We start from the raw sequence: 12,907 nt of genomic DNA on the forward strand, positions 1-12,907 counted from the left end.
CGGACGGAGCGCACCCGTGCTCCGTCCGACGCCGCGGTCTCCCCGGGCCCGCTGCCTCAGGCCCGTCGCACCCGCAGGGTGACGATCTCGAACGGACGCAGGGTGAGCACGACCGGCTCACCCGCGTCCCACGACGCCGAGGACGACGCCGACGCCGACGCCGACGCCGAAGTCGACGCCGCGCCCACGGGTCGTTCGAGCAGGTCGACCGACGTGACCGAGGCCACGTCGAACCCGAAGTCGACGCCGACGTCGGTCGCCCGGCCGCCGGAGCCCTCGTAGAGCCGCACGACGACGTCGCCCGACCGGTCCTCGGCGAGCTTCACGGCCTCCACCAGGACCTGCGGCGACGACACGACGACCAACGGGTCGACCGAGGTCGTGCCGGCCACCGACCGCACCGGCAGGTTCAGCCGGTAGCCGGAGTCCGCGGCGTCGAGCACCGACGCACCGACCCGCAGCACCGTCCGGAACACGTGGTGCCCCTGGTCGGCGTTCGGGTCCGGGAACGTCGGTCCGCGCAGCAGCGACTCCCGCACGAGCGTCGTCGTCCCGCCGTCCGCTCGTGTGTTCCGGGTGATGTCGTGCCCGTACGTGGAGTCGTTCGCCACCGCGACGCCGAACCCGGGCTCCGCGACGTGCACCCACCGGTGAGCCGAGGTCTCGAAGCGGGCGTGGTCCCACGAGGTGTTCTGGTGGGTCGGTCGGTCGATGTGCCCGAACTGGATCTCGCTCGAGGCCGATGCCGCACGCACGTCCAGCGGGAACGCGAGCTTGAGCAGCTTCTGGTGCTCGTGCCAGTCGACCTCGGTCTCGATCGTCAGCTCGGGTTCCCCGACCACAGCGGAGAACCGGGTCGTGAGCGTCGAGGAGCCGAACGATCGCTCCACGACGACGGCGCCCCCGGACACCGAGACGGACGTCGCGGCGGGCACGGTCCCGTTCCGCTGGTACGCCCGGTCGATGTCCCACGCCTCCCACTGGTTCGGGGTGTCCCGGAACACTGTGTACTCGGCCGCGGCGGCACCCGGCGCGATCGCGTCGCGTCCGCTGGCGCGGTCGACGAGCGACACGACGTGTCCGGCTGCGTCGATGGTCGCGGTGACGACGCCGGTGTCGAAGACGAAGTGGTCACCGGAGCGGACGGGAGGCACGGCTCGCGTCTCCTCGCCGAGCGAACCTCCCAGGGCGGTTGCGCCTCCTGCCGTGACCGGCGACGCGTTGAAGCGCACGACGTTCCCGGACGAGCCGCTCCCGCCGACGGCGTCCGCGCCGGACGGCGTGTCGAGCAGGCTGCTGCCGGTGCTCCCGCCGGCGGCCGTCGACGTCGAGGCCCCGACCCCGGCGAGCGCCGCAGCGCCCCCGTTCGCGAGCGCGGTCGTCGCGTTGCCGATGAGCCCCTCGAGGACCACGGCGATCTTCGCGTAGTTCTCCTCGGCGTTCTCGTAGACCCAGGCGATCGAGGACCCCGGCAGGATGTCGTGGAACTGCTGCAGCAGCACGGTGTGCCAGGCGCGCTCGAGCTCCTCGTAGGGGTAGTCCAGGCCGAGACGAACGGCCGCTGTGGACGCCCAGAGTTCGGACTCGCGCAGGAGGTGCTCCGAGCGGCGGTTGCCCTGCTTCGTGCGGATCTGCGACGTGTACGTGCCGCGGTGGAACTCGAGGTACATCTCGCCGGACCAGACCCCTGGGGTCGGCAGTGCCTGCTCGAGTTCCTCGAAGACCTGGGCGGGGGTGCCGAGGTCGACGCGGGGCGAGCCGTCCAGGTCGTGCTGCCGACGAGCCGCCGCGACCATCTCGCGCGTGGGCCCACCGCCGCCGTCGCCGAAGCCGTAGAGCAGCATCGACGTGTTCGCGACGCCGCGCTCCTTGTTGTTCCGTTCGCCGCGGTGCAGGTCGGCCGCCGAGACGTCCGAGTTGTAGGTGTCCGCCGGCGGCAGGTGCGTCAGGACGCGGGAACCGTCGATGCCCTCCCAGTGGAAGGACGTGTGCGGGATGACGTTCGTCTCGTTCCACGAGGGCTTCTGCGTGACGAACCACTTCGAGCCCGCGGCGCGCACGATCTGCGGCAGGGCACCCGAGTAGCCGAACGAGTCGGGCAGCCAGGCCTCCGGGGTGTCGATGCCGAACTCCTCGAGGAAGAACCGCTTGCCGGCGACGAACTGGCGTGCGAGGGCCTCGCCACCCGGCAGGTTCGTGTCGGACTCGACCCACATGCCGCCGACCGGGATCCACCGGCCCTCGGCGACGCGCTCCTTGATCCGGGCCCAGATCGACGGGTACCCGTCGCGGATCCAGGCGTACTGCTGCGCGGACGAGCACGCGAACGTGAAGTCGGGGTCGCGGTCCATCAGGTCGAGCACGTTCGAGAAGGTGCGGGCACACTTGCGGATCGTCTCGCGCACCGGCCAGAGCCAGGCGGAGTCGATGTGCGCGTGGCCGACCGCGATCGCACGGTGCGCCGCGGCGCTGGCGGGCACGGCCAGGATCGGCGCGAGGACCGCACGGGCGTCGGCTGCGGTGCCGGCGACGTCGTCGGGGTCCAGCGCGTCCGCGGCGAGCTCGAGCGCATGCAGGATGTCCGCGCCGCGGGTGCCGTCGGTGGGGAGTTCCGCCATCAGGCCACGCAGCACCCAGAAGTCCTGCTGCAGTTCCCACACGGTATCGTCACGTTCGACGAGTTCGAGGGAGCGCACGCGGTAGATCGGCTTCTCCCCCGCGGTCGACCGGGACCCGAGCGGCGTCGCGCCCTGGAACGAGTCGCCGCCGATGTCCGGGTTCGCGCCGGCCTCGACGTAGAGCTCGAAGGACTCCCCGGGGCCGACCTCGAGCGGCACGGTGTCGTTCCGCGGCTCGATGCCCTTGATCGTGGAGCCGTCCGGGCGGTAGGCGAGGCCCTCCGCCTGGAACCCCGGGTGGCGCTTCGTGAACCCGAGGTCGACGAGCAGTTCCGCGGTGGTGCCCGGCGCGGTGCCGAAGTCCTCGGGCACGGTGCCGGTGATCCGGAACCAGGTGGTCCCCCACGGCCGGCCACCCCAGGCGCTGCCGACGGTGAACGGCGCGTACTGCTGGGACACCGCGTCCGCGAACGGCACCGGCTCGTCCGGCACCTCCCACGCCTCGATCGTCACCGGCGCCGAACGACGGTGGACGGCGGGGTCGACGCGGTCGCGGACGAGGCGGGCGACCCTGGCCTCGACGAGCGGTTCGTCCTGGTGCATGTGCTTCCTTTCGAGAGAGCCGGCCGGAGCCAGCAGATCAGCCCTTGATGCCGCCGGCGAGGGCGTTGCCGCCGCCGAGGCCTCGGGACACGATCACGTAGAGGGCGATGACGGGCACGGAGTACACGATGGAGAACGCGGCGAGCTGGCCGTACGCCACCGCCCCGTTCTGCCCGAAGAAGTTGAAGATGCTCACCGCGGCGGGCACCTTGTCGGGCGAGAGGAGCAGCACGAACGGGACGAAGAAGTTCCCCCACGCCTGGATGAACACGAAGATGAACACGACGGCGATGCCCGGACGCATGAGCGGGATCACGATGCGCGTCAGGGTGGTCATCATCGACGCTCCGTCGGTCCACGCTGCTTCTTCCAGCGAGATCGGGACCGAGTCCATGAAGTTCTTCGCCATCCAGATCGCCATCGGCAGCGACGTGGCGGCGAGGAAGAAGATGCAGCCCCACACGTTGTCGATCAGGTTGAGCGACACGAACAGCGCGTAGACGGGCACCATCATCGCGGTGATCGGCAGGCCGGTCCCGAACAGGATGCTGTACAGGAACGGCTTGTTGACCCGCATCTTGTAGCGGGACAGCGGGTAGGCGGCGAGGAGCGCGAACACCACGGTGACGACCGCGGTGCCACCGGAGAGCAGCAGGCTGTTCGCGAGCGGGATGAACGACAACTCGGGCGTCAGAACCTTCGCGAAGTTGTCGAGCGTGAACTGCGACGGCAGCTTCACCGACAGGGACGCCTGCGTGTCGAGCGAGGCGAGCACGAGCCACAGCAGCGGCACCGCGAAGCAGACCGCGATGACGAGCAGCACGATGTTCGCCACCCACCGCATGGTGCGGCCGCGCGGCGACGTCATGTGCAGGGAACCGGGAGCGGTCACCGAGCGGGTGGTCGTCTGGTCGAGGGACGGGGCAGTGATGGCCATCAGTCCACCTCCGGCTTGAGGGCTCGGATGTAGATGATCGAGAAGACCGCCCCCACCACGAGCAGGATGGTCGCGATCGCGGTCCCGAAGCCGAGCTGCGAGAACTTGAACGCCTCTTGGTACGCCAGGATCGGCAGGGTCGACGAGTTCGTGCCCGGACCGCCGCCGGTCATCACGAAGATCAGCGTGAACACCGACAGCGTCTGCAGCGTCGTCAGCATGAGGTTCGTCGAGATGCTCCGACGGATGACCGGGAGCGTGATGTACACCAGGCGCTGCCAGCCGGTGGCGCCGTCGACCTCGGCCGACTCGGTGATCTCCTCGGGGACCTCCTGCACGGCGGCCGAGTAGACGAGCATCGAGAAGGCCGTGCCTCGCCAGATGTTCGCCAGGATGATCGCGAACATCGGGAACGTGTAGAGCCAGTTCGGCCCGCTGATCCCGATGGTCTTCAAGAACGAGTTGAGCGTGCCCTCGTCGTTGAAGAACGCGTACGCCGCGAACGAGGCGACGATCTCCGGCAGGACCCAGGCGGCGACGACGAAGGTGCCGACGATCGACCGGACGGCCTTGTGCGCGGAGCGCATCAGGAGCGCGAGGCCGAGCCCGAGCACGTTCTGCCCGACCACAGCAGAGGCGAGCAGGAACACGATCGTCAGGATGACGGACTTCGGGAAGTCCGGGTCCTGGAACAACTCGACGTAGTTCTGGAAGCCGACGAACTGCTGGTCGGCGGCGCCGGCGCCGGTGAGCGCGGAGTTCGTGAACGACCCGTAGAACGACGAGATGACCGGGCCGAGCAGGAAGATGACGAGGAGGACCAGTGCGGGCAGGAGCGGGACCGCTCGTCCGACGTTCCGCAGTGGTCGCCGCTTGCGCGGCACGGGTGGATCGGTGCGCTTCGGCGCACCGGGCGCCGACAGCGTCGGCGCGAGGGGGGTGCTGGACACGTTGGGTGCCTTCCGGGTGCGGAGGGGTTCCGAAGGTGGGGAAGGACGGACGGGAGGCGCGGTGCGGGACTGCGCCGCGCCTCCAGTCCGTCAGGTGGTCCGGCCGCGTCAGCCGGAGACCGTGTTCTCCTTGCCGACCACCTGGGTGACGGCCTTGTCGTACGCGGCAGCCGCCTGCTTCGGCGTCTGCTGCCCGGTCATCACCGCTTCCATCGCGACCTGGATCGCGTTGGACACCTGCGAGTAGTCGCTCGTCGCGGGGCGGAAGTTGGTGTTCTCCACCAGCCCGGAGAAGAACTTGAACGTCGGGTTGGCGTCCGTGTAGGCGGGGTCGTCAGCGACGTCCTTGCGGACGGCGATCTGGCTGTTCTCGGTGTCGTACTTCAGCGAGCCGTCCTTGTTCAGGAAGCTGGTGATGAAGTCGAACGCCGCCTGCGGGTTCTTCGAGTTCTTGCCGACCGCGAGCGTCCACCCACCGGACATCGAGTTGTAGCCCGGGTCCTGACCGTTCTGGGTCGGCATCGGAGCCTGGCCCATCACGTCGTTCCACTCGGCCCACGGCGCGGTGCCGGACTTCAGCCAGGTGCCGGACTGCCACGAACCGTCGAGGTCGATCGCGAGCTTGCCCTTGGGCAGCCACGTCTGCGCGATGGTCGTGCCGACGTTCGTGTCGAGCGCCTGCTGCGGTGTCGGGCCGAGGCCGCCCTGGTAGACGTCCTTCACGAACTGCAGCGAGTCCTCGAACTGCTTCGAGCCGGTGACCCACTTCTTGTCCTTGTAGAGCGTGTTGCCGGAGCCGTCCGCGCCGTACAGGAGCATCTCGAAGCCCTGCATGGTCGACGCTTCGCCCTGCGCCTTGCCCGAGTAGATGTTGAACGGGATGACGTCCGGCTTCTTGTCCTTGATCGTCTTCGCCGCCGCGAGCACGTCGTCCCACGTCTTCGGCTTCCACGGGACCGGCAGGCCGACCGACTTGAAGATGTCCTTGTTGTACCAGAGCGCCCGGGTGTCGGTGCCCATCGGGACGCCGTAGATCTTGCCGTCGTCACCCTGCCCGGCCTGCTTGGCGTTGTCGAAGAACTGGTCCCACTCCTTCCACTTCGCCGTGTACTTGTCGAGCGGCAGGAGGTAGCCCGCCTCGGCGTCCGCCTTGACGAGGAAGGTGTCCTCGTACATGACGTCGGGAGCGGTCGCGGGCGCCTTGTTCATCAGCGCGAGCTTCGTGTAGTAGTCGTTGCCCTGGGCCTGGATCGGGACGAGGGTGACCTTCTTGCCCGGGTTGTCCTTCTCGTACTCCTTCTTGACGACCTTCATCTGGGCGTCGAGCTGCTGGAAGGCTCCGAACTTCTGGTACGCGATCTTGATCGTGTCGCTCGAGGCGGACCCCGAGCTCGAGCAGCCTGCCAGGCCGACCGCGGCGACGGCCACGGCTGCGAGTCCGGCGATGATGCGGGTGCGTTTCATCGGTGCTCCTTTGCACGGGTGACATCCGCGGGCTCCATCGCCCGCGCGCAGGATTAGTCCAGCGTATTGACTTAACCGTGTCAAGGAGTTTTTCCACTTGGTGAGCAGAAGATGTCGGGTCCGCGCGTTCGACCCGACATCTTCTGCTCACTGGATCGGGGTCGCGCTCCCCGTCACCGTGATGCCGCCGGCCTCCGGGACGTCGACGAGCAGCAGGCTCGGACGGCCGACGTGGCGCCCCTGCCGGATGACGACGCGGTCACCCGGTCCGACCGCACCGATCTCACGCAGGTACGCGCCGGTCGACGCCGCCGCCGAACCCGTCGCCGGGTCCTCGGTGATGCGACCGGCGGGGAACAGGTTCCGCGCCTCGTACTCCAGGTCGCCCGTGCGGTGCAGCACGGTGACCGTCCCCGCCCAGCCGGCCTCGCGCTTGAGGTCGGCGAGCGGGCCGGGAGCGAAGCGGAACTGGTGGAACAGCTCGCGGTCGTGCAGCACGAGCACCGGGTGCCAGTTGCCGGCGAAGGACTCGAGTACCGGGAAGCCGGGCGCGATGTCCTCTGCCCGGAGGCCGAGCAGGTCGAACAGCCGCTCGCGTCGCGCGGGGTCGATGGTTCGTGTGGCCGGCTCGACACTCGTCATCGCGACCTGCACCGCCCCGTCCGGACCGGTCGTGGCGTCGAGGGCGACCTCGCCGGCAGCGGTCGTGAAGACCCGCTGACCGAGGCCGTCGCGTTCGGCCAGTGCGACGGCGAGCGCCACCGTGGCGTGACCGCAGAACGGGACCTCGGCGCTCGGCGAGAAGTAGCGGACGTGCGGCCCCGTCGCGGTCGAGCCGACGACGAAGGCGGTCTCGGGGTAGCCGACCTCGCTGGCGATCGCGAGCATCTCGTCGTCGGAGAGTGCCGCTGCGTCGAGGACCAGCCCGGCGGGGTTGCCGCCCCCGGGCTCGGAGGCGAACGCGGTGTACCGGAGGATGTCGATGCTCACGGTTCGACGCTACTGCGGAAGCAGCGAGGGCCGCGCGGGCCGATCGTCCTCGGGTGGCCCGGCGGGGGCGGCTCGCGCTTCGCGGTTCGCGGTTCGCGGTTCGCGGTTCGCGGTTCGCGGTTCGCGGTTCGCGCTTCGCGGTTCGGATGGTGAGCAGGAATGGTCGGGTCCGCTGTGCGAACCCGACCATTCCTGCTCACGAAGTGCCCCCGTGGGGCGTGGGGACTACTCCGCGGCGGCCTCGGTGCGACGGCGGCGGACGATCAGGACGCCGGCACCCGCCGCGAGCAGCAGGAACGCGACCAGCGCGCCGGCACCGAGGCCCTCCGCGCCCGTGAACGCGAGTTCACCCGACGCGGTGATCGTGATCGGGGTCCAGCCCAGCACCGTGCCGTCCGCGGCGGTCACCACGATGCGGTGCTCGCCAGCCGGAGCATCGGCCGGGATCGTGACGCGCACCGTGCCGTCCGCGGCGACCGTCACGGTGCCGAGCAGCGTCGGGGTCGAGTACAGCCAGACCTTCACGACGTCACCCGTGTACTGCGTGCCCACCGTCACCGTGATCGTCTCTCCCGCACGGGCCGACGACGGCGCCGAGACGTTCCCACGGTTCGCATCGGTCAGACCGGTCTCGGACGGGGCCGACGGGGCGACCGGCGTGGTCGGCGACGGGGTCACACCGGCACCAGGGCTCGGCGCGGGCGTCGGCGTCGGTGTCGGGGTCGGGTCGGTCGGGTCGGTGGGATCGGTGGGCTCCGTCGGGTCGGTGCCCGGTTCCGTGCCGCCGCCCTCGCAGGGGTACGTCCCCGTGCGGAGCGAGAAGCCGTCCGTGTCGTTGTCGTCCGCGTAGAAGGTCGCGAGCTCCCCGTCGGTGCAGACGCCGGAGACGGCGAAGCCCTCGTTCGCGAGCGTGCGGTCCGCGTTCGACGGTGCCTCGAAGACCTTCGCGGCGGTGAACACACCGTCGGTCAGCTCGTACAGTGCGGTGCGGCCGGCGCAGGCGTCGTCGCAGGCCACCCAGAGGGCATCGAGGGTCGGGTCGAACTGCACGTCGGCGACCACGGCGAACGGCGAGCCGATGGTCGCCACGCGCTGGAACGATCCGTCCGCCATCAGGGCGTAGGCGTACACGCTCGCGGTGCCCTCGACGCCGACGAAGAAGAGTCCGTCGCCGTGGCCGGCGTAGGTCGACGGGGCGTAGGCCGCGCCGGTGTGCTCGTCCGCGAAGCCGTGCTCGGTGAGCCACGAGTCCGGGATCCAGGTGACCCCCTCGAGGCCGGCGTTGGCACCGAGACCCGGGAAGTCCGCGGCGAGGTTCCACTCGTCGGTGGCCCGGAGCGTCGACTCTGCGCCGTCGGACGTGGCGAAGCGCAGGACCGCGGGTCGGCTCGTGCTCGACGCGTCGTTGTCCCGCTCGGTCGACACGTACACGGCGTCGGGGTCGTCGCTGGTCACGGTGACACCCTCGGCGTCCGGAGTCCCCGTACCGTCCGCGTACCGCAGGTCCGTTCCCGCGGTGTTCGACGGCGCCCAGCCGCCCTGGCCGTCCGAGGTCAGGTGGTAGAGCAGGCCGTCGCCGTTCTGCACGGCCCACAGCTGGCCGTCCTCGGACGTGCTGGAGGTGGTCCAGTCGATGCCGCTCAGGTCACCGGAGAAGGTGTCCTCGTCGTCGAGCACGGTCTCGTCGGGGCCACCAGGCCACGCCTCGGCGGTGACGACCCCGGCGAACCGGTTCGCGGCACCCTTGGTCGGCTCGGCGGTGTCGGCGAAGTCGCCGGTGCCGTCCGGGTTGCGGCCGTAGGTCGAGGCAGCGTGAGCCGACCACGAGTACGAGTCGACCAGCGCACCCCGCGGATCGAAGACCCGGGCGGAGTCGGCCTTGCCGAGCCCGAAGCCGAAGTCCGCCTCGTCGAGGACGGTGAAGCCCCCGGCCGCAACGGTCGTGCCGTCGGGGATCGTGTACGCGTGGTCGTCCTCGCTGTCCTTGAGGACGTACCCACCCAGGTCGACCGTGGTGCTGCCGACGTTGGTCAGCTCCACCCAGTCGCCCGGGGTGCCGTCCTGCGACTCGACCTCGTTGATGCGGACCGGCGAAGAGCAGTCGTTCGCCGCGCCCTTCGTGGATGCCGTGGTCTCCACGAGCGCACCGGTTCCGTCGGCACAGCGGCCGTACGTGACGACCGCGTGGCTCGTCCACGAGTACCGGAGCACCAGGTCACCGGCGGGGTCGTACACGCGGGCGGTGTCGGCGCCACCCAGTCCGAAGTCGAAGCCCGACGCCGTGGCCGAGAGCTGGTCGATCACGAAGTAGCCGCCGGCCGCGATGGTCGAGCCGGACGGCAGGACGTACGCGTCGTGGGTGCTGTCGTCGTCGAGGAACGAGTACCCGCTGAGGTCGATCGACGCGGCGGACGTGTTCTTCAGCTCGACCCAGTCGGTGTCGTCACCGTTGGACTCGACCTCGTTCACGACGAGGCCGTTCGCGGCGGCGGCACCGATGGTCGGGTCGTCGTCACCGACGGCCGCGAAGGCCGGGCTGGCGGTCGTGACGCCGGCGGCCACGACGAGTGCCGTCGCGATCGCGGCGCCGAGCCGCAACGGTGCGGGTCGCAGGGCAGGAGTGCGCATGCAGAGTCCTTCTCGGGTGTGCAGGGGGGGTGGACCTGCACGACTGTTCAGGACCCGGGCGTCCGGGGGATGACTCGAAGGTGAACGACAGGTGTCGCGCGGCTCGTCTGGCTCAGGCGCGCGCGACCTCGGAGAAGTCCGGCGACCCGTCGGGCAGCGCGGGCAGCGGGGTGCCGTCGACGTACCGCGGCCAGGCGAGCGCGCGGGACGGCGTCGGACGTGCCTCGTAGCGGTGGCCGTCCGAGCCGGTGACCGCGGCCGGGCTCGGCGACGACGGAGCGGCCTCGGCAGCCCCGGTGGCGGGCGCAGCGGGCACGGACGGAGCGGCGGGCGCAGCAGGTGCTGGTGCGCCCGGCATCGGGGTGCCCTGCCAGGCCGCGCCCTGCGCTGCCGTGCCCTGCCAGGCCGTGCCCTGCGCTGCCGTGCCCGGCCACGCGGTGCCCGGCGCCGACGGCGGTCCGGAGACGGGCCCACCGACCCCGGCTCCGAAGGGGGCGCCGCCGGGGACCTCCCACCCGCCGGGCGCCGACGGGATGCCCCGCGGCCGGAAGAGCGCGTTGCTGAGCGGCACGACGACCGTCCCGAGCAGGTCGAGGATGACCACCACCCACACGAGGCGCCAGTACCCCCGGGCGTAGTCGACGTCCGGCGCGAGCAGCGGGATCGACAGCAGCAGCGCGAGCAGGGCGATCACCCCGACGGTGGCCTTGGCGACGACCTGCAGGGCGGGCGTCGGGTACCGGCGGTGGATGACGAGCAGCAGGTGCACGTGCAGGAGCGCCACCCGGGCGACGCCGACGAGCCAGATCCAGTGCCAGAACCGCTCGCCGACGAGCCAGATGCCGTCTCCACCGGACGGATCCGCCGGGACGAGCCACACCTTGTACAGCCCAGCAACGAGCAGGTACATCGACGTGGCGACGCTCGCGAACGCGAACGTGCCCGATCGCCGGGACGAGACGTCGGCGTCGTACCAGGACAGCAGCGCGAAGACGACCACCACGACGATCGTCAGGAGCAGCTGCACCGCGACCCTGCCGAAGTCGCCGAGCAGCACGGCGGCGATCCCGACGAGCCCGGCCGCGACGACCGCTCCGATGATCGTCCGGAAGACGAGGGGGCGCACCCTCGCCCACCGTGGGTCGATCGCGCCGTTCGTCCCGGTGTCCGTCATGTGTCCCCCGCCGTTCCCCGCCCACCTCGGCGGATGCATTGCTCCGCAGCGTAGCGGGACCGAGCGGCAGCACCGACCGGCACCGAGCAGCAGCACCGACCAGCACCGAGCAGCAGCACCGACCCGCACCGAGCAGCACGGCGCAGGCGGCAGCAGCCCGCGGCCAGCGGCCAGCGGATCAGCGGCCAGCGGCCAGCGGCCAGCGGATCAGCGCCGGATCAGCAGGGCACTCGCCCGCGGGGACAGTGCCGCGTCGAGCACGAGGCACGCCGCCCCGACCGCCGCCACGTCGGCGCCGCGGTCACTCTCGACGACCTCGACCGGGTGCTTCGGCACGAGCAACGGCGACCCGATGATGGACTCGCGGGCAGCGGGCAGCGCGGCACTCGCGATGCGGGACCAGAACGGGCCTCCGAACACCACGCGGTCGATGTCGAGCAGGTTCACGATGAGCACGACGGCGTTCCCCATCACGGCGCCGGCGTCCGCGGCCAGGCCCGCAGCGGCCTCGTCACCCGCGGCGATCGCGGCGGAGAGCTCGTCCCACGCGCGGTCGACCGCGTCGACGGACACACCACCGGAGCCAGCGACGGACTCGGCACCGGCACCTGCCCCACCGCCGGCGAGTGGCACCCCTCGGGACCGGGCGATCTGCACCAGCCGCTCCGGAGCCACCGCCGCGCCGACCTCACCCCGGGTCCCGGAGCCGTCCGGCGTGCCCGCGAGCGCACCCTGGTCGACCATGATGTGCCCGGCGTCACCGGCGTTCGACCCGACCCCGCGGACGGGTTCGTGGTCGATGACGAGCCCGACACCGAACCCGGTGCCGAAGTACACGAAGGCGAAGTTCCGCGCCGAGGACTCCCCCGCCAGGAACATCTCGCCGACCGCGGCCGCCGTCACGTCCTTCTCGAGCAGCACCGGGTAGCCGGTGGCGTCGGCGAGCGCGTCGCGGAGCGGGACGTCCCACCACCGGGGCAGGAACGGTGGGTCCACGACGATGCCGGCGTCGACGTCGATGGGTCCGGGGCTCGCGATCCCGACCCCGAGCACGGCGTCGACGTCCACTCCGGCGTCGGCGATGAGCCCGTCGACGGCCGAGGCGATGGTGCGCACGACCTCCGAGGGGTCGTCGGCGGTCGGGGTCGAGGTGGTGGAGGACGCGATCACGGTCCCGGTCAGGTCGAGCAGGACGTAGGTGACGACGGCCGGGTCGACGTGGACGCCGACCGCGTAGCGGCTGCCCGGCTCGAGCCGCAGGATCGTCCGGGGCTTCCCGCGACCGGAGACGACGGTGCCGGACTCGACGATCATGCCGGCCTCGATCAGGAACCGGGTGACGTTCGAGACGGTCTGCGCGCTGAGGCCGGTGCGGGCGGCGAGCTCGACGCGGCTCAGACCGTCCGGCGACCGACGGACGGCGTCGAGCACGACGGTGCGGTTGAACCCACCGATCGACGGCAGGTTCGCCCCACGCCGATGCTCTGCCATGCCGCGACCATACCGCGGCAACGGTGCGGTATCGGTCTCCCGTGGTCTCTGG

The 12,907-nt window shown here is 70.9% G+C and carries 8 protein-coding genes; all 8 read right to left on the minus strand.

From position 1 onward, the window contains the following. Positions 1 to 56 precede the first annotated feature (56 nt). Entirely contained in the window at positions 57 to 3,221 is a 3,165-nt protein-coding gene (locus tag EDF19_RS06385) for a glycoside hydrolase family 38 C-terminal domain-containing protein (RefSeq protein ID WP_123680109.1), read from the minus strand. A gap of 37 nt (positions 3,222 to 3,258) precedes the next feature. Beyond that, positions 3,259 to 4,089, minus strand: a complete 831-nt coding sequence (locus tag EDF19_RS06390; RefSeq protein ID WP_185022762.1) for a carbohydrate ABC transporter permease — start codon at positions 4,087 to 4,089, stop codon at positions 3,259 to 3,261. 68 nt (positions 4,090 to 4,157) lie between these two features. Beyond that, positions 4,158 to 5,108 carry a carbohydrate ABC transporter permease gene (locus tag EDF19_RS06395; protein ID WP_123680110.1) on the minus strand — a complete coding sequence of 317 codons (951 nt, stop codon included), beginning with the start codon at positions 5,106 to 5,108 and terminating at the stop codon, positions 4,158 to 4,160. 108 nt (positions 5,109 to 5,216) lie between these two features. Continuing rightward, positions 5,217 to 6,572, minus strand: coding sequence for an extracellular solute-binding protein (locus tag EDF19_RS06400; RefSeq protein WP_123680111.1), 1,356 nt, complete (start codon positions 6,570 to 6,572; stop codon positions 5,217 to 5,219). A 147-nt stretch (positions 6,573 to 6,719) separates the two neighbouring features. Then, on the minus strand, positions 6,720 to 7,562 hold the full coding sequence (locus EDF19_RS06405; RefSeq protein ID WP_123680112.1) for a PhzF family phenazine biosynthesis protein: 843 nt from the start codon (positions 7,560 to 7,562) through the stop codon (positions 6,720 to 6,722). Between the two features lie 225 nt (positions 7,563 to 7,787). Further along, complete coding sequence (locus EDF19_RS06415; protein WP_123680114.1) at positions 7,788 to 10,190, minus strand: lamin tail domain-containing protein; 2,403 nt, start codon at positions 10,188 to 10,190, stop codon at positions 7,788 to 7,790. A gap of 112 nt (positions 10,191 to 10,302) precedes the next feature. After that, positions 10,303 to 11,364 carry a hypothetical protein gene (locus EDF19_RS06420; protein ID WP_123680115.1) on the minus strand — a complete coding sequence of 354 codons (1,062 nt, stop codon included), beginning with the start codon at positions 11,362 to 11,364 and terminating at the stop codon, positions 10,303 to 10,305. A gap of 207 nt (positions 11,365 to 11,571) precedes the next feature. Then, complete coding sequence (locus EDF19_RS06425; RefSeq protein ID WP_123680116.1) at positions 11,572 to 12,855, minus strand: ROK family transcriptional regulator; 1,284 nt, start codon at positions 12,853 to 12,855, stop codon at positions 11,572 to 11,574. Positions 12,856 to 12,907: the final 52 nt, after the last annotated feature.

Source organism: Curtobacterium sp. PhB115 (assembly GCF_003752025.1).
Lineage (GTDB): Bacteria > Actinomycetota > Actinomycetes > Actinomycetales > Microbacteriaceae > Curtobacterium.

Excerpts from the sequence above, each read along its gene's own strand:
- EDF19_RS06385 (WP_123680109.1), bottom strand. The coding sequence starts at position 3,221 with ATGCACCAGGACGAACCGCTCGTCGAGGCCAGGGTCGCCCGCCTCGTC.
- EDF19_RS06390 (WP_185022762.1), bottom strand. The coding sequence starts at position 4,089 with ATGACGTCGCCGCGCGGCCGCACCATGCGGTGGGTGGCGAACATCGTG.
- EDF19_RS06400 (WP_123680111.1), bottom strand. The coding sequence starts at position 6,572 with ATGAAACGCACCCGCATCATCGCCGGACTCGCAGCCGTGGCCGTCGCC.
- EDF19_RS06415 (WP_123680114.1), bottom strand. The coding sequence starts at position 10,190 with ATGCGCACTCCTGCCCTGCGACCCGCACCGTTGCGGCTCGGCGCCGCG.
- EDF19_RS06420 (WP_123680115.1), bottom strand. The coding sequence starts at position 11,364 with ATGACGGACACCGGGACGAACGGCGCGATCGACCCACGGTGGGCGAGG.
- EDF19_RS06425 (WP_123680116.1), bottom strand. The coding sequence starts at position 12,855 with ATGGCAGAGCATCGGCGTGGGGCGAACCTGCCGTCGATCGGTGGGTTC.